Below are 25,970 nucleotides of genomic sequence, written 5' to 3'. Positions count from 1 at the left end.
GAGAAAACAATGACGGATATCGATATTCAGATCAAGCTTTTCGGTATGTTCCGTAAAAACGGCCAAAACATGCAGCTGCGCCTTCCGGCCGGCAGTACCATCGGGACTGTAAAACAGCAGATCAGTCTGCAATTGAAAGATACGGATGCGGCATTGGTTTTTGAGTCCGTTCTTGCGGATGATGAGGCAATATTGCCGGACGGTTACGTGCTGGAAAACAGTATGAAACTGTCTATTTTGCCGCCTGTTTGCGGAGGTTGATGATGGAAAATATTTGCGTTCAGATAACGGATAAACCCCTGAATATCGAAACCGCCTGTGATTTTGTCGATAATGGGGGGGCCGGTGCAACGAACCTGTTTGTCGGACGTGTCCGCAATAACCACGAAGGCAATGATGTCACGGGCATAACCTATGATATTCACGATAATCTGGCCAAAAAGGCTTTGAGCGATATTTGTACGGAGGCCGAGGGTTTGTGGCCTGAAACGCGCTATTATGTTGCTCATTATAAAGGCGAGCTGCCTGTCGGCGGTATCAGCGTTATTATCGCTGTCAGCGCACCGCACCGTGCGGAAACATTCGAAGCCTGCCGTTATGTGATTGAAGAATTGAAGCTGCGGGCGCCGGTCTGGAAACAGGAACATTATACGGATGGTAAAAGCGACTGGCTTCCCGGCCATTCTCTGAAAGAAGACGCGGCCGCAGATAGCATCTGTTGCGGAAAATGCTCATAATCGAGAGGCGGGCATGACGGATACGGAACGGAAAATTGCCGGTGTGGTTCTGGCCGGCGGGCAATCCTCCCGCATGGGGCAGAATAAGGCGCTGCTGCAATATGAAGGCCGCAGCCTGCTGGATCATATGACGGCTCTGTTGCAGGAGGCGGGCGCGGCGGATATCTTTGTCAGCGGCCGTTACGCGGGCTATGACTGTATTCCCGATCAGGAAGAATATGCGGGTCCGGCGGTGGCTTTACGCCATGTGCTGCAGACATTGGCAGAGAGAGAGGTCTATCAGGGTGTGCTTTGCGTACCGGTGGATATGCCGCTGCTCTCTGCCGAAGCCTTGCGGTATTTATGCGGTATAGAGAAGGGGGCGTATTTTTCCGGTCATCCTTTCCCGCTTTATGTGCCGCTTCCTTTATGCGGGGATGCCGGTGCCGTATCAATGCGCGGATTATTAGACGCAGAAAAAATCGCCGCACAGGAACTTCCGGCGAAATATGCGCATGACATGCTGAATGCCAATACACCGGAGGAATGGAAAGAGGTTGTCGGAAAATGAATGTAAGAATGGATGGGGCATCTTTGCGCTTTAAGATTACGGATCGCGAGCTGGAAGAGCTTTTGGCAGGAAATCCGGTGGTTAATCAACTGGCAATCGGTGCTGCCTCTATGACAGTGATGATTGATCTTAAACCGGATTTTTCTGAGGAGATGTCTGCGCAATATCAGATGGACAAAGACTCCGCAACGCTGCGGTTGACGGTCGGCGCTGAAAAGCTGGCACAGTTGAAGGCGATGGGAAAAAGCCGTGACGGTATTGCCGTCACCGATGGCGGCACGACCGTACGGCTGCTTGTGGATGCACGTAAAACACATACGGGGTCGTAAAGGTGTTTTTCCTGACGCTGTGTTTTTTTATTGTCGCATTATTTTATGCGGCGGCAGGGTTCGGCGGCGGCTCGACTTATAATGCTCTTTTGTCGCTGGCCGAAACGGATTACCGCATTTTTCCCTCTATTGCGCTGCTGTGCAACCTGATCGTCGTCTCCGGCGGTGTGTGGCGGTTTTCAAAAGCCGGACATATCCGTCTGCGGCGCGTGCTGCCGTGGATTGTGACATCCGTTCCGGCAGCTTTTCTGGGAGGTGTGTGGGAGGTTTCCGAGAGTTTCTTTACCGGCCTTCTCGGCATGTCACTGCTGGTTGCGGGCGGTCATATGATGCATTTTGAAGTCCGGAAGAAGGATATTCCGGCGCAGCACATGCAAAACATATTACAGCGCTTTCCCGTATTGCTGCCCTGTTTTGCCGGTTTATGTCTGGGGCTGTTGGCGGGAATTGTCGGGATTGGCGGCGGTATTTTTCTTGCGCCGCTTCTTTATATTCTGCGCTGGGATCACGCCAAAGCCATTGCCGGTACTTGCGCCGTATTTATTTTGTGTAACTCGCTTGCAGGTCTGGGCGGGCATGCCGTGAAGCTTTACGGTACGGCGCTTATATCACAGCTTGCCGGTTACTGGCCGCTGGGACTGGCCGTACTGGCCGGCGGACAGATCGGCTCATGGCTGGGCGCGGTAAAAATGGAAAAGCGGCTGGTTGCTTTGCTGACAGCCATATTGATTTTATATGTTGCTTTGCGTTTGCTGTGGCGTTGGTCAGCTATGGTTTTCTAGGCGTGACCATTCCACATAGCCGCCCGACATGCTGTAAACATTCAGATAGCCTTCCGCCAGAAGAATTCTCGCCGCTGTTATGCTGCGCTTTCCGCTGCGGCAATAGAGAATAAGGTCACAATCGCGCGGCAAATCGGGAATGTTATTTTGCGACAGTGCGGAAAGCGGGATATGTTGTGCCGCCGCAATATGTCCTGCCTGCCATTCATGCGCTTCGCGCACATCAATGAAAACAGCCTCTTTGTTTTCCTGAGCCTGCTCCGGTGTAACCTCCGAAATGAAGCCGCAGACAGGGGAGCTGTATTCCAGCACAATCTGCTCTTTTTTCAGGCCGCAGACGGGGCAGGAGGGATTTTTCGGTAGCGTCAGGCACTGCGTTTGCATGTCATGCGCGTCAATCATCCATAATTTCCCCGTCAGCGGCGCAAAGCTTTCATCGGCAACAATGATCTGAATGGCCTGCAGGGCTTGTTGCGTGCCGACCAGTCCGGCAACCGCGCCGATCACACCGGCCTCGGCACAGTTGGGAATATAGGATTGCGGCGGCGCAGGGTAAAGACAGCGATAGCAGGGCCCGTCCTGCAGGTTGAAGACGGAGACCTGTCCTTCAAATCCGGAAACGGAGCCGTAAATAAGAGGTTTTCCGCATTTGACGGCGGTGTCATTAATCAGGAATTTGGCGGCGAAATTATCCGTACCGTCAATAATGATATCATAGCCGGAAAAAATATCTTCCGCATTGGCTTCATTCAGTTCTTCCGCATGGGCGGTGATGTGAATGGCGGGATTCAACGCGCGCAGTTTATCGCGTGCTGCGGTGGCCTTATTTTGTCCGGTTTGATCGGTACTGAACAGGATTTGCCGTTGCAGATTGCTTTCCTCTACAATATCAAAATCCACAATCCCCAGATGCCCGATCCCTGCCGCGGCCAGATACAGCAAGGCAGGACAGCCCAGCCCGCCGGCACCGATGCATAACACATCTGCGTGCGACAGCTTGTTCTGCCCTTCCGGCGTAATCTCCGGCAAGACTGTTTGACGGCTGTAACGATCATTCATCATGTGTAAAAGTTACACGGCTTTCCCGCCGGACGCCAGAAGATATCGACGGGATTTGCTGCGGTAAAACAGTGACATTCGAACTTTGATGACAATACCGGCACATCACCATTGTCCGGCAGGCTGTTTTACGCCATCATTTATCTGTTGGTTTTGACAAGGGAGGGCATATGACAGAGATTGATAAAAAATCACCGCCGGATTTCCCGCATCTGCATGATATCGGATTGTTTTATGAAAGACTGCATGCGGCGGCGGCCCGTATGAATGCGATCCGCCCTTATGTGCTGGAAGCGCTGGGGCAGGTTGAGGGTTATGATATTTTCCTGCTGTTTCCTGAAACACCGGATCCGGAAAAATTATCGCTGTTATCGGCGGGCGGTTTTCACGGCGAAGAACCTGCCGGCGTGTGGGGCATTCTTGAATATCTTGAAACGGCAACAGCGGCGGAGCTGACTGCGGTGAATCATTCCTTTTTGCCGCTGGTCAATCCGACGGGATTTGCCGCAGGGACGCGGCTGAATCTGTATGGCGAGAATCCGAACCGCAGTTTTGTGCCCGAATTGATAAGTGATAACAGCGAGGACATTTATAAAAACAGGACGGAACCGTCCGTCGAGGGAAAGATATTGGTGGCACATATCGACCGCCTTACGGCATTGGCGCGGGACGGTTTCGTCACCCAGCATGAAGATGACGGTTTGAATGAAGGCTTTATTTTTCTTAGTGAAGATGCGGAACAACCCAGCCCCTTTGCCGAGATTTTCCTGACCTGTTTAAGAGAGCATGTCGGCATTATCAAAGACGGCGGTGCCGATACGCTGATTGATCCCAAGCTGAAAAACGGCATCTGGCATAATGATTTTGATGCGACCTTCGAGGGGCTGTTAACCCGCAAGGGTATTCCGCGCGTTGTGACAACGGAAACGCCCTGCCTGAAACCGGCACGGGCGCGGATTGACTGTAACCGTGATATGGTGCGGGCCTTTGCGGCGTTCCGGCCTGCGGAATAGGCAAGGTTATCCGCGCAGGTTCTGCGGCTTGCCGGGAGCGGCATTTTGCACGATTTTCTGCTCTGCGCCCGCGGTAGCTTTTGCCGCCTGATTGATGGTATCCGCCGTGTCGGGATGGCCGTTTTCTTTGGCGGCTTTGGTTGCGGCTTCGACCGTATCGGCGTCATAGGGCAGTTTCTGCATGGTCAGCAGGGCGATATCATTCAGCCCGTTTTCCCCCGCTGTGACCAGAATATTAAAAGCGAAAGCACGTTTATCATCTGCGAAAGAGCGGGAGGCCGTCAGTAATGCGGCGGCGAAATCGGGATGGTCATTCTGCAAACCGGCTTCAACGGCATATTGTACGGCATCACCGTCATAGGGCAGTTTTTCGGTGGTCAGAACGGCGACACGGTTCAGCCCGTTCACCCCCGCCATGGCCAGAATGTTAAAGGCAAAAGCGCCGTCATCATCCGCAAAGGATCTGGAGGCGGCCAGCAAAGCTTCGGCAAAATCCGGCTGTTCATTTTGCAGGGCGACCTCAACGGCATTCTGTACGGAATCCGCATCATAGGGCAGTTTTTCCGTCGTTAGAACGGCAATGCGCTCCAGCCCGTTTTCGGCGGCGGTGCTGAGAATATTGAAGGCGAAAGCATATTCGTCATCGGGAAAAGCTTTGGAGGCGGCCAGAACATTTTCGGCAAAATCCGGATGCCCGTTTTGCAGCGCGGTTTCAACGGCGTTTTGCACCGCTTCGGCATTATAAGGCAGTTTTTCCATGGTCAGTAGGGCGATATCGCTGAGCCCGTCTTCGGCAGCTGTATTCAGGATATTAAAGGCAAAAGCGTCGGCATCCTCGGCAAAAGAAGGGGCATCAGCCAGTAACGCGGCGGCCTGATCGGGGTCACGGTTTTGCAGCGCGGTTTCAACTTGTTTTTGCAGGGCAAAACCTTCGCTCCAGCTGCGCACTTGTTCCTGCATATCAAGGACGGTTCTTTCATCGCGCTCTGCGGAAGGGGCGGCGTTATCGCTTTTATGCGTTAATCCGTAACCGCCTGCCAGCAGAACGGCTGCGAATGTTGCGATCAAATATCCCCGCCTGTGTTTTGGTGCCGTGCCTGCCATGATACCGTCCTTCGTCCCGTTATATCTTATTTTTCGTGGTTTAATACATATTATATGAAAAAGGTAAAAAGAGTGTTTACGGCAAGGTGATTATCTTTCACGATAAAGGCGGTGTAAAAGAACAGGAAGATCACATGGGTAAGAAATTCTGGAAGGACAGGCTGTATAATCAAAACACCCGTAAAAGGGCGCTGTATATTTACCTGCCCGTTCTGCTGGCTTTGCTAATCAATGTGGCGGTGGGGATGTTCGTGACACCGGAGGACAACTTCCTGAACCCTGCGCAGTCTTTTAAGGATAATATCCCGGTTGTTTACAGCCCGCACTATAATATCTCCTTTCGCGGTTTGGAAAATCTGCATCCGTTTGACAGCAAAAAATACGGGCGGATTTACGCAGAGCTGAAGCAGAAAAAGCCTGATGTCGTGCAGTATTTCATCACAGCAGCCAAGCCTGATACGGCATTGCTGAATTTGGCGCATACAGCTGATTATCTGGACTCATTACAATATGCACGAACCATTGCACGGATTACCGAGCTGGGTTTCCTGCGCATCCTGCCGGATAAGCTGGTAAATAATCTGGTGTTGGAGCCGATGAAATACCAGACCGGCGGCAGCTTGCTGGCGGCGCTGGCGGCATTGGAACATGGCTGGGCTGTTAATCTGGGCGGCGGCTTTCATCATGCCTCCGCCGGCAGGGGGGAAGGTTTTTGCGCATTGGCGGATATCGGCATGGTGATCAAATATCTGCGCCGCGAGGGAAAAATAAAAAAGGCGATGATTATTGATCTGGATGCACATCAGGGCAACGGTCATGGAACGGATTTTATAGAGGATGAGGATGTTTATATTCTGGATGCCTATAATACCGAAATCTATCCGCATGATGTAAAAGCCAAACAGGGAATTGATCAGGCGGTCGAATTGCGCGCCTTTTCCGGTGATAAACTGTATTTCGGACTGCTGGATAAGGCATTGCCGCAGGCCTTCGCGGAATTTCATCCCGATATCGTTATTTATATTGCCGGTACCGATATTCTGGAAGGTGATCCGCTGGGGGCGCTGGCTATATCTGCGGAGGGAATTATAAAACGCGATGAAATGGTGTTCCGGCAGGCCTTTGACCATGACGTGCCTGTCGTGATGTTGCTGGGCGGCGGCTATCAGAAAAGCAACGCGCATATCATCGCGCAAAGCATCCTGAATCTGGAGCGGCAATTCGGGTTGTTTTCCGTAGCAGGAAAACCTTGACATTACGGAAAATAATTGTTAGGGTAACGCATCGAAAAATAACGGAAAACCAATTTTCTAACACAGGCGGAGACACGGCATTGCCCTCACAGACAAAGCTGGATAACCATATGATTATGGCTGCGGTTCAAGGCAAGGATGATGACTTGCGGGAACAGGTGCGCATGGGCGCGAATCCGCGCGCCTATAAAGATGTGGCTTTGCAGGCGGCGGCGGGAAAAGGCTATACCTCCACGGTTTTACTGCTGCTTGAGATGGGGCTGGATATTCATGCGCAGGAAGACGAAGCATTGAAATGCGCGGCAAAGAATGACCATGAAGAAACAGTGGGCGTCTTGATTTTGCACGGCGCAAATTTTGCAGCCCTGCCGGAAGACCAGCAGGAAAAATACCGCCATTTGGTACCGAAAACGCGGGAGGAATTACGCGCCGAACAAAATACGGCAGTACGCGTACGCCAGACATCGCTGAGAAATTTTATCAGGCACCGGCGCTGAAACGGTGACTGTTTTTTGGTGTTTTTTGCGGTTTTTCGGGTGTTGATTTGGCAAGGACATCCTCGCTGGCCTGCCCCAGATTACCGAAACCCGTTTGTTCAAATCCGGTCTTTTCCCACAGCATTTCAATCGCGCCGACACTGATCTCGCGCTGTGTGACCGGACTGACGAAAGACAGGTCCTTATCTGCAAAGGGGACGGTGTTTCCGGTTGTTTCCAACCCTAAAGATGTTTGAAAATGCTGCTGCACGGCTGTTTCAAAATCCATGCCGTCACCGCGCGCCTCCGTGTAATTCAAAACCGCAATGTGGGAATGGGCATAGCGCTGCATGCGGGACAGCTGATCCGTCTCATATTGGATGCCGTTTTCGGTGATGGCGGTAATTTCTCCGAAACAGAGTGCCTCCTTGACCAGCGCTTCGGAAAAAACCGGATCGGGCGGTATGACTTCCGCAAGGCTGTGTTGCTGCAGGTTGAGCAGAATGGTTGTGCCGGCCCGGCTTTGACACAGATGCTGGAAACAGATGCGATCCTGCAATTGCGGCGATGTTCCCAGTTTTTCCGACAAGGCGTCAATATCGGTTTGGCGGGCGGCAAAATCCTGATAATGGCTGCTTTGGGTCAAGAGTTGGAGGGCGGTTTTGTACTGCGCCGTATGTGCCTGCAATTCGTTTAAATGAAAAATCTCCCTGTACGCGTTCACATCTTTCATACTGTCAGCCATGATACCTTTTTGATCCTGATAGAAATGGCAGGTTTCATGGACAATGTTCAGGCACAGTTTGCCGGTAATATCCAGATCATCCATTTCGGGGTCATAGAACAGGGTCAGTTCCTTGCTGTCGGGCGAAAAACTGCCGCTAAGGGCGCTGTTTTGCGCGGGGCGCAGATTGACGGTCATGTCATGTTCTTTCAGAAGTTTTGCAACCATGCCGCATTGCGGCAGCTCCGACTCTTCCAGAAATCTTATACAGGCACGCAGCAGCGCGGCATTCCGTCCCGTCGCGCCATGGTTAAGATCGCTGCATTTAAAACGCGTACAGTCCCCCTGCCAATCGGTATAAATCCGGCTGTTGATCTCGCGCCGCTCAGCTGCGAGAACCGCGTTGCCCAGCCCTTTTTTCTCTGCCATATCAACCATGGCGGCATAGACCATATCCGCCTCCGTTTCGATGGCGGCTTTTTCATTGGTCACCAGACGGATGCGATCCTCTTCGGGATAACATTGTTGACCGTTGCGTTTGATCCGGCTGTGCAGGCGCGGATGGTCGAGCTTTTCCATCAGCGCCCCTGCCTCGGGATGCATGTTCTGCATGGCCTGTTCAATCCGCCGCTGTAGCGGCGAGATCGACAGTTTGCGAAACGTCTCTTTCAGTGTTTTTAAGACATTTTTTCCCATGGAAATATTATATAATAATCTTATTAAAGAAGCGTTGTTGCGGCTTGTGTATTTTCCTGCTTGTGCTTTTTAATATTCGGGCGCAATACTGGCATCCATGACACATAATGTAACGATACCTCCGCTTCTGCATAATGCCGCCGCCATATTCCATGCGCGGATTGCGGAGGATCTATTTGAAAAAGGCTGGTCCGTACAGCCCGATTATCTTGGTATCGGCCTCGCGGCGGCTTTGAAGACACGGATGGCGGAGCTGGAAGAGGCGGAAGCACTCACCCCGGCCGGAATCGGGCGGGAGGATCAAAACCGCATTGCGGAAGATATCCGCCGGGACCGCACATTCTGGCTGGACCCCGCACATAGCACGGATCGGGAATATACGGGTTTGATGGAAAATCTGCGCCTGTGTTTGAACCGTGATCTGTTTCTGGGCCTGTTTGAATATGAAGCGCATTACGCAATGTACCCCGCAGGCGGTTTTTACAAGAAACATATTGATGCGCTGAAGGGCGGCAAAAACCGCATTGTCTCGACGGTCTGCTATCTGAATGAAGAATGGCGGGAAAAAGACGGCGGGATGCTGACCTTGTTCGACCGTGATGATCACAACCGTGTTGTGAATGTTGTGCTGCCGGAGGAGGGAAGCATCGCCGTTTTCCTCAGCGAGGATATTCCGCATGAGGTGACACCCGCAAACCGTGTGCGCCGCAGTATCGCGGGCTGGTTCCGCTGTAACAATTCCTCGGCGGAACGGGCGGATCCGCTTATTTAGGCGGGGTGTTTTCGGGCGTATCGGTTTTCGCGCCGCAATGTGCTTCTTCCTGCGCCAGATTTTCCGGCGTATCGATTTTATTCTGCCGCTGCGCTACCTGCAGGCGCAATTGACGGACAAGCGGCCTTGCCGCAGCGGCGAGCTGTTTTTTCATCTCTTTGCGCTTGGCGGCTTTTTGTTCAGCCGTCACCGGCCCGACCCCCTGATAGCCGATATTGCGGATATGCTGTAAAAGCTGGGTCTTGATGGCGGGGATATGTTCGTGGATGGTATCAAGATCGATGATAATGTGATGGTTTTCATGGGCGCGGACGACATCGGCGTAGCATTTATCATCCAGAATTTCCTTGGCGATAAAAACAGTGGCCTGATAGGTGATGGTAAAAGTCGCATGTTCGAAATACAGACAGGCTTTGCCGTCCTGATCCGTCCATGTGTTAAACCCCATGCGCAGGTGATGCCCCAGCTGGCGCATCGTTACACCATGCAGCGTGTCCGTGCCCGGGGAAGTTCCTTTATGGCTGGCAAAGGAGGAGCCGGAGGGTGTTGTCAGCCCCTGTGCCAGCTGCGCACCGGAGAAATCGGTATTATAAAGGGTCTTTTCAGCGGCAAAATGCACATAAACCTGCGGCGGCGGTTTGACGGGGCAGACAACCAGTCCGGCGGCAACCAGACCGCTGGCGGCATGTTGTTTCAGAAGGATGGCGGTTGCGGAAAGAACCCCCATTTACTGCGCCTGCGGAGAGGTTGAGAGCCCGAGCTGTTTTTTGAGCAGCTCAAAATCGATCTCGGGAAAGTCTCCCGGGCATTTTGCCTGTTCACGGAGATAGTTCTCCGGTGTGTCAATGGCGCTTTGCCGTTCCCTGACGGCGACACGCAGTTTTTCGATCATCGGAATTGTCGCCTGCATCACCTGTTTTTGCAGTTCCTTCTGTTTGGCTTGTGCGGCTTGCAGTTTCATCGGCCCGAAACCCTGATAACCGAGGGAGCGCAGATAAAGCAGCATATCCGATTTGATATGGGGCAGATATTCCTGAATACCCGCTATATCAATGGCGACATGCTGCATTTCATGCGCGCGGACGACATCGGCATAGCATTTTTTGTCCAAAGCCTCTCTCGCGATAAAGACGGCGGGATAATAAGTGATGGCAAATGTGGCATGGGAGAAATAGAGACACATATTCCCCGCTTTGTCGCTTCTGGTCGTGAAATTGAGAAAAAATTTGTGACTGATCTGACGGGCGGTTGTACCGTGTACTGTCCAGCCCTGATGGCGGGTCATGGTGGAATCGGGGTCTTGCAGGGCATTTTCCGTTAAACGGCGGGCGGAGATATCCTCGCTGTAAAAAGGCTGCTGCGCGGCAAAATGCACTTCTACCTGCGGGATCGGGTGGACGGGGCAGACCGTTAATCCGGCGGCAACAAGGCCGGTTGCGGCAGTGGATGTATCGAAAAAACCGGCAAGTGCTGATAAAAATCCCATAAAAAACATCCCGTCCTGTCTGATAAGCGTATCCCCGCTTTCAGAATAGGACGGTTGTTTTAAGATTTCCTAAAGAGGCTTAGGCCCAGTTGCCGAAACGCATATTTTGCGGCTTGTCCTGAAAGGCGTGTTTCGGTGTTCCGGTCTGCAGTTTTTTCAGGCGGGATTTCTCTTCCGCGTAATCAGGAGTGGATTGCAATGCCGTCCATTTTTCCAGCAGGGCAACGGCATCCTCTTCACATTTCAGCGTCACGCCATAGGTGACGCGGTCCTGCCATTTGATACGCGGTCTGGCATTGAAATCATCAAAGACCGGATCCATACCTTTTTGCACGGTCATCATTGCCGTGACATCCGGCTTACCGTTTGCGTCAAAGGCCAGATTGATTTGCAGGGCGAAAATATTGTCCTCGCCGTAATGATCTTGCGGCAAGTCAAAACGTGCGGAACGCATGGTCAATGTTGTGCTGGAAATTTCGGCACCGTCACGGATATGTTCGGTTTTAAAGGCCCAGCCTTTCGCTGTTGCCAGCTCATCTGCCAGATCATAGAAAACCGGCAATGTGTTTTTGACGCGGTTTTCCTGTACGGCATCCTGCGCGGCATTTGCAAGGCGCAGATTGTCGCGATAGCTCATACGTTTTTTCATCGGATGATTTTGTTCATATTGGCGTTTTATGCCGGTAACAGCGGTTGTTGCCTTTTCGACACGCGCGTTGAATTTTTCCAAAAGCTTGGATGCCATGGTCTTTCCTCCCCTGATAGCGTTTTTTTTAAGGTCTTGTTTCTTTTCTTTTTATTGTTAAATATAAGTTAACATAATCACGGCACAGAATCCAGAAAAAAATGCGTCAAATCATTAAAAAAAGCGGCTTTTTGCCGCTTTTTTCGCTATTCCGGCGATTTTAGGTTTTTATCAGCTGTTTGCGCCTGTGCTTTTGGCGCTTTCACCTTTTTTTTCGCTGCTTTTCGGCATATCGCGTTCCAGCAGCCATGCGGCGATTTCTTCCGTCATACGGGTGACAAGCGCATTGTCATCACCTTCGGCCATGACGCGGATCAAAGCTTCCGTCCCTGATTTGCGCACCAGAATGCGGCCTGCGCCTTTCAGCAGTGATTCCTGATGGGCAAGATATCCGGCAACCTCCGGCGTATCCAGATCAATACTGTGTTGAAAGCGGATATTCTTCAGAATTTGCGGAACGGGGGTAAAGACACCGCCGATTTTGCTGGCAGGCAGTTTTTTGCGGCGCATAATGCTGAGAACCTGCAAAGCCGCCAGCGTACCGTCACCTGTTGTGCCGTAATCGCCCAGAATGATATGGCCGGATTGCTCGCCGCCCAGATTATAGCCGTTGCCGCGCATATGATCGACAACATAGCGGTCACCGACCGGCATACGTTTCAAGGCAATGCCCAGATCGTTCAGATAGCGTTCCAGCCCCAGATTGGACATGACGGTGGCGACAACGGCGCCGCCTTTTAAAACGCCTGTTTCGTGCCAGTCTGCGGCAATCAGCGCCATCAGCTGATCACCGTCGATAACCTCGCCTTTTTCGTCACACATGATAACGCGGTCGGCATCACCGTCCAGCGCGATACCGATATCGGCGCGGTTCTGGACAACGGCTTTGCACAGGGCGGCAGGGTCGGTCGCACCGCAGTTTTTATTGATATTGAAACCGTTTGGGGAGGTTGATAGCGCGATCACATCCGCGCCCAGTTCCCACAGCACTTTCGGGGCGGTTTTATAGGCGGCACCATTGGCGCAATCGACAACGATGCGCAGCCCGTCCAGACGCAGATCTTTCGGGAAGGTGGCTTTGGCATGTTCGATATAACGGCCGCTTTCATCTTCCAGACGTGCGGCGCGCCCCAGATTTTCCGGCGCGGCGCGGAAAGATGTCAGCAGCGGGTCATCCATCAGCTGTTCGATTTGCAGTTCGATATCATCGGAGAGTTTATAACCGTCCGCGCCGAAAAGCTTGATACCGTTATCTTCAAACGGGTTATGCGAGGCGGAAATCATCACGCCAAGATCGGCACGCAGGGAGCGTGTCAACATAGCAACAGCGGGTGTCGGCACGGGGCCCAGCAGAACCACATCCATCCCCATAGAGATAAAGCCCGCCATCATTGCCGGTTCGATAAGGTAACCGGACAGACGCGTATCCTTGCCGATGACGACTTTATGGCGGTGGTCGCCCCCGCGCAGCATATGTGCGGTGGCCATTGCCGCGCGCATGGCGGTTTCGGGGGTCATCGGTTCGACATTCGCGGTGCCGCGGATGCCGTCGGTTCCAAAATACTGACGCGTCATATGCTGCTCAATCTCTCTTATTTCTGTTTTTATTTTATGTTTTTCTTGGAAACGGCTGGAGAATAGCCTTTTTAACCGTGAAAAGCAACTTGTGCCTTTCCATGCTATCATTTTTCCAGAGTCAGGTGCAAGGCGTCATAATATTTGACATAATGACAAATAACATGATATAAAGGAGGAACGAAAAAATAAGGCGAAACGGATAAAATCATGGATGATCTGGCAACGCGGGTAAAAAACTTTCTGAAAACCGTTGAACGCGGCGGCGGCGCGGACTTCTTTGAACCGGTGGATGAGTCCATGCGGAAATTTGCCGTGAAAAATTTTCTTGATTGCGCTTATGACAGCTACAAGCAGCCTGACGGTTTGACGGCGGTTGAAATTTCTAATTTTGTCCGTGGCGTACATGCGTTGTCGGTCTTTGGTAATCCTGAATCTCCTGTGCATGACGTCTTTCCCGAAGAATCGCAGCAGGCACAGAAACTGACCGCGATTTTCCAGACGGCGAGCGCGCTGGATGAACGCAAATTCGATACTTTCCACCTGTTGAGTTTTTATGAGCTGTGGGATGCTTACCGCGAGAAAAACCCGCAGCTGGAAGCGGTGCGGATTGACGATTCCGATGTCAAAAAAATCAAAAGCGTGCTGCTGGCGGTGACGGAAAGCCATGCCGCAGATGAAATCGCCCGCCGCTATGGCGGTGAATGTCTTGAAAACGCCAGCGCGGAAGACCACGCCAAAGCCAAAGCGGCAGTGGAGGAGATGGTCGGCGAACTGCCCTGGACACCGAGCTATGAAATGCTGAAAAAAATGAAAACGGAGCTGGATGAAAACGCGCGTTTTGCAGCGCAGAATTCCCCGCCCGTACGCGTGCCTGTACGTCCGAAAGGCAAGAAACACGGACTTTAAGTGCTGCTGTCATTTTTTTGTCTGGATTATTCCAGTTGGGCTTCCCAACTTCCTTCCCGTCTTCCTTAAGTACTTTATAAGCGGTACATTATAATTCTGAAACTGAACCTCTGAAAAGGTGATGCAAAGGATACTCGCTCAATGAATAATATTCAGGATGTTTGTAAGCTAAAAGCTATCATTGTTTTTATTATTACTTTTCATGTTTTCAGCATGTACCCGGCAACGGCATATGCTAATTCTTGCATGATTGTTCCGGTCGAAAGGTATTTAAATTCAGATTCATCATATATTTTCAGAGGTGAGGCTGTCTGGAGTATGTTCTCAATCGCGGCTTTATGGGATTCATGGCTGGGGGATGGTCATGCCTCCGCAAAGGTAACATTCCGTGTGTCTAAAGTTTATAAGGGAGATATCGGAGAATATTTTACCGTATCTTCTTCAAGAAAAAGATTTAAGGCCGGCCAAGAATATATCGTCTTTGTTGGGAAGGATAAGAACAGCGGAGCATGTTCGCGGGTTATACCTTTTTCATCGAAATGGGCGGGCTATGTGGTGCAGAATAAAGGGCAAACCGATATTCTTGAATTAGAAAAATATTTATCTGCAAAGCTGATTCCGGATGAAGATAAACGGTTGGAGCATACTCTGCAAGGGTACGAATATTATATGCAGGAACTGAAAGCCGGAACGCGGGAATATACGGCATTTATGCTTGAAAAGGCAAAACTGTTTGAAGAAGAAAACAAACTTCAGGAAGCCAGAGAGGTTTATGACGCTTTGTTTAAGAGCGGCCAAAACTATGACGAAATCCGTAATATGCTGTCTGCCGTATTGTATAATCTTGGGGACTATCAGGAAGTCTTAAAGATTGCGACAGAGGAAAGTGGAGTGCCGTGGCGGATATTGGCGCTTCTTCAATTGGGGTATAAAGAAATGCCGGATATCCCCTATCGTTTTATTGGCTACAAAATCAAAGAACTGAATTTAAAAGATGTGAAATTACGAAACGCGAATTTTTCGAATGCTGTTATCGATCACTTGGTTATAGAGAAGGCCGATTTGACAGGAGGTATTTTTAGAGGCGCACAAATTGGTCACGCCTCTATTAAAAATTCAGAGTTGGATAATACGAATTTCCGTGATGCGAAGCTGACAGCAGAATTTTATGAGAGTGACTTCTCTGCGGCCTCATTTAAATGTTCGCATACGCAGCTGGATAGGGTTCAAAACTCATTTTTTGTGAATACGGATTTCTCTCTCGCAAATTTATCACTCCCCAATGGTTATGAAGGGGAGGGTTTGGTTGCGGGAGAGAACTGGCGTACTGAAGAATGCTCTTCACACAATAAGTTTAGAGAGTATCAAAAACAGCAAGAGAAATATGCGTCAGTCAAATCCGCGAATATATATCGGTTGCGCAACTTTTCGAAATGTAAGTTGGATCAAAAGGCAATCTGGGCAATAGGTAAAAACGCACCCGATGTAAATGCGCCTCCTCAGAAGGATTTTTCTTTTTGTAAGCTATCAGGCGTCAAATTTAAACAAACCGATCTGACCGACGCTAATTTTTCTGGTGCAGTTCTGGATAAGACGGACTTCACAGAAGCCAAGCTGGAGGATGCCAATTTTGGTTGGGCGTTACTGGGACAAAATGTAAAATTCCCTGCCGATTTTAAATATAATGACCACAAATTTATTCCATTTGGAGGAGGTTTCTCTGCGGATGAAATAGGTAATTGTACATGGTTAAACCGTAAGGGGCCCGCTTCGGCGGAATTATTAGCTGATGGCAATGACATTTATAAACTGATAGCCCGTGATTTAGATTTATCGGAACATATATTTTTCGGTGCATGGCTTCCGGCGGCGGATTTTTCCGGCGCTAATCTAGTCTCTACGGCTATAGGTGCATCATATCTTGTGGGAGCTAACTTTAAAGATGCGAAATTAAACAATGCTGTTTTGTGGAATTCCGTGATGGATAGGGCAGATTTCACCAATGCAGACCTTACAAGCGCGGATTTTCGTTCTGCCAGATTATTAGAAACGCGGTTTGATAACGCGAATCTTGATAAAGCGATTTATGATGAAAGCACCTTGTTTCCAGAGGGATTTGACCCTGATGAGCATGGTATGCTGAAAGTAAACCCTTATAGCAGAAGAAAGTATACTGAGCACATTGACCCGGAAGTTCTATTCCTCAACAAAATTCATGGCCTTCCTTTCAGTGCTGAGATCTACGGGGTTGCGACAGATCGTAGCTATACGAATAAACAGCGGGCAGATAATAGAGTGCCCAAACAAGCAATCGTTGAGGTCATTATTGAGAAAACGGGTGTGCCTATCATATTGGTGGTTTCGACCAATGAACCAACAATCTGGCGTATTAAAAATGAGCATGAAACGAAAATTGCCGCAGTGATTATTAGCGGGGCGGATAATCAGGATGTAGAAGGCTTAGCGCGAGGGGTGAAAGTGTATAATTACGGCCTGCTTCGTAACTATAGGCGCGATGATAAATCCTGGCAGAGACCGAATTTCACCAATACTGTTAAATGCGGATATGGCTATGATAGGATGGAGTACATCATTCACGGCGTAACCGGGAAAAAGATTACCAGCTTCCAATCTGAGCCAAATGCGAATGCATTCGTTATAAAATAATGCTCTATAACGGATTTTATTTATAATCCAGAACAGGGCCGAGCCATTTCTCGGCTTCCTCTAGGGGGATGCCGCGTCTTTTGGCGTAGTCTTCGACCTGATCGCGGTCGATTTTGCCGACGCCGAAATAGCGCGATTGCGGATGCGAGAAGTAAAAACCGCTGACCGAAGAGGCCGGCCACATCGCAAGGCTTTCAGTCAGTTTCATGCCTGTTTTGTTTTCGACATCCAGCAGTTCCCACAGCGTAATTTTCTGCGTGTGGTCGGGATTGGCGGGATAGCCGGGGGCGGGGCGGATGCCCTGATATTCCTCGCGGATCAGTGCGGTGTTATCCAGTTTTTCCGCTGCCGCATAGCCCCATAACTCGCGTCGTGTCATCGCATGCATGCATTCGGCGAAGGCTTCGGCAAAACGGTCGGCCAGCGCCTTGGCCATCATCACGCGGTAATCATCATGTTCGGCTTCGAATTCCGCGACCAGTTCCTCCAGCCCCATTCCTGCGGTGACGGCGAAGGCACCGATATAATCGGGAAGCCCGCTATCGGCGGGGGCGATATAATCGGACAGGCACATATTCTTTTTACCGCCCAGTTTCGGTGATTGCTGGCGCAGACCATAGAGCCGTGCGCGCTCTTCCTTGCGCGTCTCATCCGTATAGATGATGATGTCGTCATCAAGACTGTTTGCCGGGAACAAGCCGACAATGCCGTTTGCGCTGATGCGTTCATCGCGAATAAATTGTTCGATCATCTCATTGGCATCAGCCAGCAGGGTACGTGCCTCGCCTCCCTGTTTGTCATCATCCAGAATTTTCGGATAATGCATACGCAGACCCCATGTATAGAAAAACGGCGTCCAGTCGATATAATCGCGCAGGGTTTCAAAGGAGAAATCCTTGAATTCATGCACGCCCGGTTTCAGCGGTAAGGCGGGGGTGTAATCCGCGGGATCGGTCACCATGCGGTTGGCGCGCGCCTCTTCAAGCGGAATCAGTGTTTTGGTTTGCGCTTTTTTTGCAAAACGGGCGCGGGCGGCGGCGTATTTTTCCTCCACCCCTGCCAGAAAAGCCGGACGCAGATCATCACTCAGCAGATTGCTGACAACGCCGACAGCGCGGGAGGCATCGGGCACATACACAACGGGAGAGCTGAAATGCGGCGCGATTTTGACCGCCGTATGCATTTCCGATGTGGTTGCACCGCCGATTAGCAGCGGCAGATCCATTTCCAGCCGTTGCATCTCGCTTGCGACATGCGCCATTTCATCAAGCGAGGGCGTAATCAGACCGGACAAGCCGATGATATCGGCCTTTTCTTCTTTCGCCGTTTTCAGGATTTTTTCGCACGGCACCATCACGCCCAGATCAACAACGTCAAAGCCGTTACATTGCAGAACAATGCCGACAATGTTTTTGCCGATATCATGGACATCGCCTTTGACGGTGGCCATCAGCACTTTGCCGGCGCTTTTTGTTTTGATGCCTGCGGCTTTGTTTTCCGCTTTTTCGCGTTCCATATGCGGCAGCAGCCAGGCAACGGATTTTTTCATCACCCGTGCGGATTTCACAACCTGCGGCAGGAACATTTTTCCCGACCCGAACAGGTCGCCGACAACATTCATACCGTCCATCAACGGGCCTTCAATCACATCCAGAGCGCGGTCGGCGTTTTTATAAGCTTCCGCCGTGTCGTCATCAATATAATCGGTGATGCCTTTCACCAGCGCATATTCCAGACGTTTTTCCACCGATAATCCGCGCCATAACGTGTCTTCTTTTTTCTCCATACCCTTGCCGTCGCCGCGGTATTTCTCCGCAATTTCCAAAAGCCGGTCTGTGGCATCGGGACGGCGGTTCAGCACGACATCTTCAACGCGGGTTTTTAGCTCCGCCGGAATATCGTCATAAACTTCCAATTGTCCGGCATTGACGATCCCCATATCCATCCCCGCCTTGATGGCGTGATAAAGAAAGACGGCATGAATGGCCTCCCGCACCTTATTATTGCCGCGGAAAGAAAAAGACACATTGGAAACGCCGCCTGAAACCAGCGTATGCGGCAGCTCCTTTTTGATAAAGCGCACGGCTTCGATAAAATCAACGCCATAGCTGTTATGTTCTTCAATCCCTGTCGCAATGGCGAAAATATTGGGGTCAAAAATAATATCTTCGGCGGGCAGACCGACTTTTTCCGTCAGAATTTTATAGGCGCGTTTGCAGATCTCTTTGCGGCGTGCCAGCGTATCGGCCTGACCGTCTTCGTCGAAAGCCATCACGACAACGGCGGCACCGTATTTTTTCGCCAGCTCGGCATGGCGGATGAATTCTTCCGTGCCTTCCTTCATAGAAATGGAATTGATAACGCATTTACCTTGTGCGCATTTCAATCCGGCTTCGATGACATCCCATTTCGAGGAATCAATCATAATCGACACGCGGGCAATATCCGGTTCGCCCGAAATCAAATTCAGAAAGGTGATCATCGCCTGTTTGGAGTCGATCAGCCCTTCATCCATATTGACATCAATCACCTGCGCGCCGTTTTCCACCTGTTCGCGGGCAACGGAAAGCGCGGTTTCAAAATCACCGGATTTGATCAGTTTTTTGAACCGTGCCGATCCTGTGACATTGGTGCGTTCACCGACATTCACAAACAGCGATCCGTCGACAATATTGAAAGGTTCCATACCCGACAACCGGCATGCGGGCGGGATTTCGGGAATATCGCGCGGAGGCAGGCCGTCAACAGCCGCGGCAAAGGCGCGGATATGGTCGGGTGTTGTACCGCAACAGCCGCCGATAATATTCAGAAATCCTTTTTTCGCCCATTCGCGCATTTCCTCCGCCATTTCCTCGGGCGTTTCGTCATAACCGCCAAAGGCGTTCGGTAATCCGGCATTCGGATAGGCGGCGACATAGCAATCGGCAATGCGCGACATTTCGCTGATATAGGGGCGCAGTTCCTTCGGACCCAATGCGCAGTTTAAACCGACACTCAGCGGATTGCCGTGGCGAACGGAATTCCAGAAGGCCTCGGTGGTCTGGCCGGAAAGCGTCCGTCCCGAAGCATCGGTAATCGTGCCGGAAATCATCAGCGGCAGATCAATTTTTTTGTCTTCGCAATATTGCTTGAAAGCGAAAATGGCGGCTTTGGCATTCAGCGTATCGAAAATCGTTTCGATCAGGATCATATCCGCGCCGCCATCGACCAGCCCGTCAATCGCTTCCGTATAGGCGCGGGTCAGCGCGTCGAATGTGATATTACGGCCGCCGGGGTCATTCACATCGGGAGAAATCGACGCCGTGCGGTTGGTCGGTCCCAATGCACCGGCGACATAGCGCGGTTTTTCGGCTGTGGACAGCTTGTCAGCGGCAGCGCGTGCGATGCGGGCGGATTCATAATTGATTTCGCGGGCCAGATCCTCCATGCCGTAATCGGCAAGGGAAATATGATTGGCGTTGAAAGTATTGGTTTCGATGATATCGGCACCGGCCTCCAGATAGGCTTCGTGGATTTTGCCGATAATCTCGCCTTGTGTCAGCGACAGCAGGTCATTATTGCCTTTTAGATCGCTTTTCCAATCGGCAAAACGGGTGCCGCGGTAGTCTTCTTCCGTCAGCTTATAGTCCTGAATCATCGTTCCCATGCCGCCGTCAAGGACAAGGATACGGGTTTTCAATGCCTGCTTTAGGTCTGATTGTCTTGCGGTCATAACATGCCGGTGTTTGTTCTGTTGCAATGCAGCACTATATTGAAAATTCTGTGCCGATTCAACCGCTATCGCGCATATTCTGCGCCATTTGTTCTTTCATTTGTGCGGCAGCCAGCGTATAGCCGCCATCTGCGCCATCGACAAAATGCAAATGCCGTTCGGCACGGTCAAAGACCATACAGGTCAGCAGCGCGGATTTGGCGGTATGAATACCGTAAAAGATGCGGTTTTCGTTTTTGCGCCCGTCCAGAAAGGCTTTCAGCCGGGCGGTTTGTTCCGGTGCGCTGTCCAGCACCATGCGCAATGTGTCATCGAATTTGCGCCAGTCGCTTTGGCGGCGCACGGCGGCGCGGTACTGGGCGCCGTCAAAATCTCCCATTTTTTTGCCTTTATCCATCAGCCATTGCCCGATTTTCATGGCATGCGGGATGCCTGCGGCATAGAGTGCTTTCTTTACGGCTGATTTCCGGTAATTATTGATGCCGATATCGGAAAACAGCAGTTTTTTATCCTGTGTCAGATTCAGGTTTTTTAGCGGCAGCGGATGCGTTTCCGCCTCATCCATGCCGTAAATTTTCCGGATGCCGGAGAGAATTTCATCATAAATCAGCGCGGCGGTGGCGGATTTTGCCGGATGCGCTTTGATCATCAATGTGACATTCTCGCCTTTTTCGCTTTTGACATTCTGCCAGCGGCATTGAAATCCGGTAAAATCGGCAGGGTTTTTCTTTAAGTAATCCGCATCGGCAAAGTGGCGGACGCTATGGGCGGGGTCGGCTTTGATCATATCTTCCGCCCGCGCCAGCCCGCCGCCGGCAAACATCGCCAGATAAAGGCTGTCATTGATTTTAAATTTGCAGATTTTAACGCTGTGGCGGCTGTCAGTGACGGCGGACACAGGGAGAATTCCCGCTCTGAGCTCCAGCGAGAAAACGCTTGCCGCCAAGTCCTGCGCGCCGGATAAAGCGGCACAGACGGCATTTGCCGCTGCGGGCGGAAACACAAAACTTGCGCCGTCGCCGCCGAAAACAAAGGGGATTTCCAGATCGCCCAGCGCATTTAAAACGGCTGTGACCGCCGCTGCGCCGAGCGCATTGACCTGTTTATACTGCCCGGCGGCAACCGCCTTGGTTGAGCCTTCGACATCCGCGACGGCAATCAGCCAGTCCTGCGGCACATTGTGATAATGACTGTCATTTAAAACGGCGCGGAAATCATTAACGGGAGGGATATTTTTATAAAAATCCATCTGCTGTTTTTAAGCCTCTTCGGGGGTGTCGCCGCCTTCACGATGGGTTGCGATGATGGAATTGATAATATCCTTTTCCAGACCGACATAATCCAGCAACACACGGGCAATCTGCCGCGTGGCTTCGCTTTGTTCGGCAATGAAGACGGTGTTGTCGCCGCTTTGGAAACGCGGCTGTTTATCTTCCTGCGTGCGTGCCAGAATCGGGATATAGGGATGGTATTTGCGCAGCATTTTGATGATGGCCTTCGTGTCATCATATGCGGAAACGGTGACGGCAATCGCTCCGGCATGTTCAACATTCAGCGCCTTCCACATTTTGACATGGCGGCCATTGCCGTAAATAACCGGATAACCGCGTTTTTTCATTTCCTTGACGTTTTCCCCGTCCATATCAATGCCGATATAGGGAATTGTCTGGCGCTCCAGAATATCGGCCAGTGACCGTCCGACATGACCAAATCCGACAATGACAATATGGCCGGTATTTTCCGTCGGCACCGTGTATTGCGGGTCGGTTTCCTGATATTTTTCACGCAAAAGATTTTGCAAAACAGGGCCAAGCCGGCTTAAAAGCGGTGTGCACAGCATGGAAATCGCCGCCAGCATCAGGAAAAACTGCGCATCTTCCTGCGGCAACAGCCCGCCTGTGACGGCAAGGCCGATAACGATAAAAGCGAATTCACCGCATTGCGCCAGCATCACGGCGGCTTTGATGGCCTGGTTGCGCGGGATATTGAACAATAGTGCCAGCGGAAAGAAAATCGCGGCTTTGACCAGAAAAATACCGGCAACGGCAGCAGGCAGCATGACGGGATATTGCTGGAAAGCGGCAAGATCAATCGACATACCGACGGAGAGGAAGAAAATCCCCATCAGCAAGCCTTTGACGGGTTCCACCAAAACCTCGATTTCATAGCGGAAATCCGTCTCGCCGATCAGAAGCCCGGCCAGAAAAGCGCCCAGCGCCGCCGACAATCCGGCGGCTTGCGTCAGCCCTGCCGCGCCGATGACGCAGAATAATGTAATCGCCAGCAGCCATTCGGCGTTTTTGGCGAAACTGAGAAGCTGCAAGGCGGGCCGTAACAGCGTGCGCCCCAGAAAGAACATCACGGCAATCACGACAACTGCGGTCGCAACGGCCTTAACAAGCACCAGTGCTACACCGCCATCGGCTTGTCCGGCCAGCACGCCGACCATGACCAGAATGGGAACAACGGCCAGATCCTGCATCAGCAGTACGGAGAAACATATCTGGCCTGTCGGGCGCGAAATCATGTGCCGTTCCATCATAATCTGCATGACAATGGCGGTGGAAGAGAGCGCCAGCGCCGCCCCCAGAACGACGGAGACAGGCAGGGCATAACCGAGATTCAGCACAATCAGGACAATCACCGCCGCCGTGACAATAATCTGCAGCCCGCCAAGCCCCAGCACGAAGCGTTTTAGCTGCCATAATTTCGCAAAAGTCAGCTCCAGCCCGATCATAAACAACAGGAAAACAACCCCCAGTTCGGCCAAAAGATGGATGAGGGCTTTATCTTCGATCACAAAGGAGGAAAGCGCCGGATAGCGTTCGGTCATCAGACCGAGACCGTGCGGGCCGATAATCAGGCCAAAAACAAGATAGCCGAGCGCCGGAGAGACTTTGAAACGCTGCAGGGCGGGAATAACCAGCCCCGCCAAGGCTAGAATCAGCATGACGTCTTCAAGAATGCTCCAAAGGTGCAGATTTTCAGGCATAGAAAAGGAACGGTTCGTTAGGGGTTTACCGCCCATAGGCGAGGAATTTCATTCTAACCCATTTCGCATATTTTGGATAGTTTAAAACAATAAAGAGAAACGCCCCGTCTTGTAAAAGAACGGGGCGTTTCGTTGTTGTTTAAGTGATACTTACCGTCTTAGTTGACCGGCGAACAAGGACACGCATAGTAGTTCGTGTAGTCGTTCTGGCCGTTAATACGGTAACAAGCTGACGTACCGGTACCGCAGGTACAGGGTGTATTAATGGGAACACCGACGAAGTCCGTACCTTGCTCGGAGCCACTGGCACCGGGCTGGCGGTTACATTGCAGCGTGTAACAGGTATGGTTTTTCACGAACCACGGATCCCATGTCGGATTCGGACAGGCCGAGGTTTCGCGGCGCAGACGGATGGTACCGCCATAGCCTGAACCGAAGCCGTAACTGCTTGCCTCGGAGGAACCGCAACTGATATCCCGTTCTTCCGACAGCGGATTACAGGTACAGTTGGCGGGGGACACGACTGTCCAGCTTGCATCCCATGATCCGGGTGCAGACGGTCCGCCGGGGCAGTTCCAGTATTTCTCACGGCGTTCGCCGGTACCGGCGTAACCCCAGGGGCAACTGTCCTGCTGAACTTGTTCGTCTTGTGTACCACATTGGCAGGCACTGTCGTCCCAAGGTGTGCAGCCAAGCGCTTCACAGCCATAGCCGCCATAAGAGGATTGCCAATAGGAACAGGCGGGGTTGCGTGTGCCGCTTCCGGAACTGTTACAGATTCGCGGACATTGACGGGTTTGCTGTCCGATATTAAAACCGCTCGGGCAATTTTTTGTGCTGCTAGTCATGCCTGTGCCGTTAATGCGGCACAGATAACCGTTGCCGTCCATGCCACCATCCGCACAATCACATTCACAGGTGTTTGTACCACCGGTCTGCCATGTATATGAGCAATCCGTGGATGAGGCTGCGGGCGGTAGGTTCGGGAAACAAGCCCGCTCCCAATCTGTTGTATCCTGTCCTGTCATGTAAGATGGACAATTTGCGATATTTGTCCATGTGTCAGGTGTACAGGCAGGACAGGTACAAGAACCGCCGGAGCCGTTTTGATACCAGCCGGAACTGCCGCAACGGTAACGTTGATAGCGCGTATCACCGGCATAAAGGTAAATCTGTGTGCCTTGAAATGCCGAAGGCAATGCCTGTGTGACACTACAGAATGTGACATTGGTCGCATCACACGAGTTTGGCGGGTCACTGCAAATCGGACGCAGATTACTGTCAATACCGGACATATACTGCCCTGCGGGGCAGGTCGGCGCCGGAATATTGATACATTGCGGAAGCCCGCTTTGAATACCGATCATATATTGCCCGGCCGGACATTGCATGCCGGAGCCGCCGATCAACCGTGTCGGGAAACAAGCATCCTGATTTTCATCGCACAGTTCCGAAATCATCATATCACCTTGTGCGCGGATATCGTTACTGGCATTGGATGTTTTCAGTTTGGGAATACCGCCGCCGGCAAAGGGATCAGGGTCACCGCCCGCGCCGACACCGCCGCCTGCGACGACAAGGTCGGTAATATCGATTTTACTGGCATCCGTTGCCTTCCAAAGCGGGCGGTCAACCGTTGCACGGTAGGACACGACATCATCAAAGAAATCTGCCGCTGAAAGGTTCCGGACATCCGACATGTAGATGGCCTGATTTTCAGGTGCCGTATTGTCCGTATTGCAGTTCTCCTTTTCTTTACCTGTTGCAGGGCAGGCGGAAAGCTGCACGCCGTCACGTGACCATGCTGCGACACCGTTTTCGCCGCGGCTCAGTAGCAGCATATGCGTCATTTCCGGAATAATCGGACGGTTCTCCGAATCCACGACGCTAATACCGCCATCGGCAGGGTCAAAATCTGCAAGGAGTGTTTGTGATGCCAGACGTTCCGTAACAACATATTCAATACGTCGGCCAAAGCCGTCATAGGCGACCGCTTCGGGGTTACCTTTCAAGCTTAAGACGCGGAACGGTACGGCACCGCGCCGAACACGTACGTATGTCGGGGTGCCGGCGATATCGACAGGGTCAACACTTTCCTCCACGCAAATACCGTTTGCGCAGGTGCCGACCGCGACGGATGTGTCATCGCAGTCGCCTTCCATACCGTATTCCGCACTGTCACGCGGGGCATCAAGGCGCGCCGGACAAGGATAGTGGCCGTTTGCTTCAAGATAGGCGTGTATCTGGTTGACGGTTTCAGACATATTCGTGTCCGTCGTCCTGAAAGCCTTCTGCTTGTTATATAGCTTCAGGACCTGCAGCCCGGAAGCAACAAACATACCCGCAATCAGCAAAACAACGGCAAGTTCTACAAGCGTGTAACCCGCGC

The 25,970-nt window shown here is 51.5% G+C and carries 22 protein-coding genes; 11 read left to right on the top strand and 11 right to left on the bottom strand.

Annotated elements, in window-relative coordinates:
- Positions 1–9 precede the first annotated feature (9 nt).
- From HND56_11065 to HND56_11045, 5 genes are read left to right on the top strand one after another with little or no spacing between them, the layout of a single operon-like run.
- Positions 10–261: a hypothetical protein gene (locus HND56_11065; GenBank protein ID QKK06194.1), complete on the top strand. Its 252-nt coding sequence runs from the start codon at positions 10–12 to the stop codon at positions 259–261.
- Complete coding sequence (locus HND56_11060) at positions 261–737, top strand: molybdenum cofactor biosynthesis protein MoaE (GenBank protein QKK06193.1); 477 nt, start codon at positions 261–263, stop codon at positions 735–737. The genes HND56_11065 and HND56_11060 overlap by 1 nt, the downstream gene beginning before the upstream one ends.
- A 13-nt stretch (positions 738–750) precedes the next feature.
- Positions 751–1,287, top strand: a complete 537-nt coding sequence (locus HND56_11055; protein QKK06192.1) for a molybdenum cofactor guanylyltransferase — start codon at positions 751–753, stop codon at positions 1,285–1,287.
- Between the two features lie 8 nt (positions 1,288–1,295).
- The gene (locus HND56_11050) at positions 1,296–1,616 is read left to right on the top strand and encodes a hypothetical protein (protein QKK06191.1); all 321 of its coding nucleotides are present in this window, start codon (positions 1,296–1,298) and stop codon (positions 1,614–1,616) included.
- A gap of 2 nt (positions 1,617–1,618) precedes the next feature.
- Positions 1,619–2,398 carry a sulfite exporter TauE/SafE family protein gene (locus HND56_11045; protein ID QKK06190.1) on the top strand — a complete coding sequence of 260 codons (780 nt, stop codon included), beginning with the start codon at positions 1,619–1,621 and terminating at the stop codon, positions 2,396–2,398.
- Here the strand turns inward: HND56_11045 and HND56_11040 are convergent.
- Positions 2,381–3,460 (bottom strand): molybdenum cofactor biosynthesis protein MoeB, encoded by a 1,080-nt coding sequence (locus HND56_11040; protein ID QKK06189.1) that lies wholly within the window; start codon positions 3,458–3,460, stop codon positions 2,381–2,383. The two genes, HND56_11045 and HND56_11040, sit on opposite strands and share 18 nt — an antisense overlap.
- A gap of 167 nt (positions 3,461–3,627) precedes the next feature.
- On the opposite strand from HND56_11040, the gene HND56_11035 reads away from it, so the two are divergent.
- Positions 3,628–4,470: a hypothetical protein gene (locus HND56_11035; protein ID QKK06188.1), complete on the top strand. Its 843-nt coding sequence runs from the start codon at positions 3,628–3,630 to the stop codon at positions 4,468–4,470.
- Positions 4,471–4,476: 6 nt separating this feature from the next.
- On the opposite strand, the gene HND56_11030 is transcribed toward HND56_11035, so the two are convergent.
- Entirely contained in the window at positions 4,477–5,574 is a 1,098-nt protein-coding gene (locus tag HND56_11030) for a hypothetical protein (protein QKK06187.1), read from the bottom strand.
- 86 nt (positions 5,575–5,660) lie between these two features.
- Here HND56_11030 and HND56_11025 point away from each other — a divergent pair, with 86 nt between their 5' ends.
- Together HND56_11025 and HND56_11020 are read left to right on the top strand one after the other, a co-directional pair.
- A complete protein-coding gene (locus HND56_11025; protein QKK06186.1) occupies positions 5,661–6,827 on the top strand; it encodes a histone deacetylase in 1,167 nt (388 codons plus the stop codon).
- A gap of 80 nt (positions 6,828–6,907) precedes the next feature.
- Positions 6,908–7,324, top strand: coding sequence for a hypothetical protein (locus tag HND56_11020; GenBank protein QKK06185.1), 417 nt, complete (start codon positions 6,908–6,910; stop codon positions 7,322–7,324).
- Here HND56_11020 and HND56_11015 read toward each other — a convergent pair.
- Positions 7,308–8,723 carry a hypothetical protein gene (locus HND56_11015; protein QKK06184.1) on the bottom strand — a complete coding sequence of 472 codons (1,416 nt, stop codon included), beginning with the start codon at positions 8,721–8,723 and terminating at the stop codon, positions 7,308–7,310. The genes HND56_11020 and HND56_11015 overlap by 17 nt on opposite strands.
- A gap of 97 nt (positions 8,724–8,820) precedes the next feature.
- Here HND56_11015 and HND56_11010 point away from each other — a divergent pair, with 97 nt between their 5' ends.
- On the top strand, positions 8,821–9,495 hold the full coding sequence (locus HND56_11010; GenBank protein QKK06183.1) for a 2OG-Fe(II) oxygenase: 675 nt from the start codon (positions 8,821–8,823) through the stop codon (positions 9,493–9,495).
- On the opposite strand, the gene HND56_11005 is transcribed toward HND56_11010, so the two are convergent.
- The 4 genes from HND56_11005 to HND56_10990 form a co-directional block, all read right to left on the bottom strand.
- Positions 9,488–10,222: a hypothetical protein gene (locus HND56_11005; protein ID QKK06182.1), complete on the bottom strand. Its 735-nt coding sequence runs from the start codon at positions 10,220–10,222 to the stop codon at positions 9,488–9,490. The two genes, HND56_11010 and HND56_11005, sit on opposite strands and share 8 nt — an antisense overlap.
- The gene (locus HND56_11000) at positions 10,223–10,981 is read right to left on the bottom strand and encodes a hypothetical protein (GenBank protein ID QKK06181.1); all 759 of its coding nucleotides are present in this window, start codon (positions 10,979–10,981) and stop codon (positions 10,223–10,225) included.
- 79 nt (positions 10,982–11,060) lie between these two features.
- Positions 11,061–11,726 (bottom strand): hypothetical protein, encoded by a 666-nt coding sequence (locus tag HND56_10995; GenBank protein QKK06180.1) that lies wholly within the window; start codon positions 11,724–11,726, stop codon positions 11,061–11,063.
- A 171-nt stretch (positions 11,727–11,897) separates the two neighbouring features.
- Positions 11,898–13,301 (bottom strand): phosphoglucosamine mutase, encoded by a 1,404-nt coding sequence (locus tag HND56_10990; protein ID QKK06179.1) that lies wholly within the window; start codon positions 13,299–13,301, stop codon positions 11,898–11,900.
- Positions 13,302–13,511: 210 nt separating this feature from the next.
- Between HND56_10990 and HND56_10985 the strand changes: the two genes are divergently transcribed.
- Positions 13,512–14,210, top strand: a complete 699-nt coding sequence (locus HND56_10985) for a hypothetical protein (GenBank protein QKK06178.1) — start codon at positions 13,512–13,514, stop codon at positions 14,208–14,210.
- A gap of 141 nt (positions 14,211–14,351) precedes the next feature.
- Positions 14,352–16,877 carry a pentapeptide repeat-containing protein gene (locus HND56_10980; protein ID QKK06177.1) on the top strand — a complete coding sequence of 842 codons (2,526 nt, stop codon included), beginning with the start codon at positions 14,352–14,354 and terminating at the stop codon, positions 16,875–16,877.
- Between the two features lie 16 nt (positions 16,878–16,893).
- Here HND56_10980 and metH read toward each other — a convergent pair whose 3' ends face one another.
- From metH to HND56_10960, 4 genes are all read right to left on the bottom strand, one after another.
- Entirely contained in the window at positions 16,894–20,589 is a 3,696-nt protein-coding gene (gene metH, locus HND56_10975) for a methionine synthase (GenBank protein QKK06176.1), read from the bottom strand.
- A gap of 58 nt (positions 20,590–20,647) precedes the next feature.
- Complete coding sequence (locus tag HND56_10970; protein QKK06175.1) at positions 20,648–21,838, bottom strand: DUF3095 domain-containing protein; 1,191 nt, start codon at positions 21,836–21,838, stop codon at positions 20,648–20,650.
- A gap of 9 nt (positions 21,839–21,847) precedes the next feature.
- A complete protein-coding gene (locus HND56_10965; GenBank protein ID QKK06174.1) occupies positions 21,848–23,581 on the bottom strand; it encodes a sodium:proton exchanger in 1,734 nt (577 codons plus the stop codon).
- Between the two features lie 158 nt (positions 23,582–23,739).
- Positions 23,740–25,845: a hypothetical protein gene (locus HND56_10960; GenBank protein QKK06173.1), complete on the bottom strand. Its 2,106-nt coding sequence runs from the start codon at positions 25,843–25,845 to the stop codon at positions 23,740–23,742.
- Positions 25,846–25,970: the final 125 nt, after the last annotated feature.

The sequence above is a fragment of the Pseudomonadota bacterium genome (assembly GCA_013285465.1).
In the GTDB taxonomy this organism is placed as follows: Bacteria; Pseudomonadota; Alphaproteobacteria; order Micavibrionales; family CSBR16-224; genus CSBR16-224.
The sequence above is the reverse complement of the archived record's forward strand: the minus strand, read 5'-3'. Positions and strand labels throughout refer to the sequence as shown.

What these genes read in the sequence shown, in the direction of transcription:
- HND56_10970 (QKK06175.1), bottom strand. Translation starts at nt 21,838, where the DNA reads ATGGATTTTTATAAAAATATCCCTCCCGTTAATGATTTCCGCGCCGTT.
- HND56_11050 (QKK06191.1), top strand. Translation starts at nt 1,296, where the DNA reads ATGGATGGGGCATCTTTGCGCTTTAAGATTACGGATCGCGAGCTGGAA.
- HND56_11030 (QKK06187.1), bottom strand. Translation starts at nt 5,574, where the DNA reads ATGGCAGGCACGGCACCAAAACACAGGCGGGGATATTTGATCGCAACA.
- HND56_11000 (QKK06181.1), bottom strand. Translation starts at nt 10,981, where the DNA reads ATGGGATTTTTATCAGCACTTGCCGGTTTTTTCGATACATCCACTGCC.
- HND56_11010 (QKK06183.1), top strand. Translation starts at nt 8,821, where the DNA reads ATGACACATAATGTAACGATACCTCCGCTTCTGCATAATGCCGCCGCC.
- HND56_11065 (QKK06194.1), top strand. Translation starts at nt 10, where the DNA reads ATGACGGATATCGATATTCAGATCAAGCTTTTCGGTATGTTCCGTAAA.
- HND56_11055 (QKK06192.1), top strand. Translation starts at nt 751, where the DNA reads ATGACGGATACGGAACGGAAAATTGCCGGTGTGGTTCTGGCCGGCGGG.
- HND56_11015 (QKK06184.1), bottom strand. Translation starts at nt 8,723, where the DNA reads ATGGGAAAAAATGTCTTAAAAACACTGAAAGAGACGTTTCGCAAACTG.
- HND56_11040 (QKK06189.1), bottom strand. Translation starts at nt 3,460, where the DNA reads ATGATGAATGATCGTTACAGCCGTCAAACAGTCTTGCCGGAGATTACG.
- HND56_10965 (QKK06174.1), bottom strand. Translation starts at nt 23,581, where the DNA reads ATGCCTGAAAATCTGCACCTTTGGAGCATTCTTGAAGACGTCATGCTG.
- HND56_10960 (QKK06173.1), bottom strand. Translation starts at nt 25,845, where the DNA reads ATGTCTGAAACCGTCAACCAGATACACGCCTATCTTGAAGCAAACGGC.
- HND56_11005 (QKK06182.1), bottom strand. Translation starts at nt 10,222, where the DNA reads ATGGGGGTTCTTTCCGCAACCGCCATCCTTCTGAAACAACATGCCGCC.
- metH (QKK06176.1), bottom strand. Translation starts at nt 20,589, where the DNA reads ATGACCGCAAGACAATCAGACCTAAAGCAGGCATTGAAAACCCGTATC.
- HND56_10985 (QKK06178.1), top strand. Translation starts at nt 13,512, where the DNA reads ATGGATGATCTGGCAACGCGGGTAAAAAACTTTCTGAAAACCGTTGAA.
- HND56_10995 (QKK06180.1), bottom strand. Translation starts at nt 11,726, where the DNA reads ATGGCATCCAAGCTTTTGGAAAAATTCAACGCGCGTGTCGAAAAGGCA.
- HND56_10980 (QKK06177.1), top strand. Translation starts at nt 14,352, where the DNA reads ATGAATAATATTCAGGATGTTTGTAAGCTAAAAGCTATCATTGTTTTT.
- HND56_11060 (QKK06193.1), top strand. Translation starts at nt 261, where the DNA reads ATGATGGAAAATATTTGCGTTCAGATAACGGATAAACCCCTGAATATC.
- HND56_11035 (QKK06188.1), top strand. Translation starts at nt 3,628, where the DNA reads ATGACAGAGATTGATAAAAAATCACCGCCGGATTTCCCGCATCTGCAT.
- HND56_10990 (QKK06179.1), bottom strand. Translation starts at nt 13,301, where the DNA reads ATGACGCGTCAGTATTTTGGAACCGACGGCATCCGCGGCACCGCGAAT.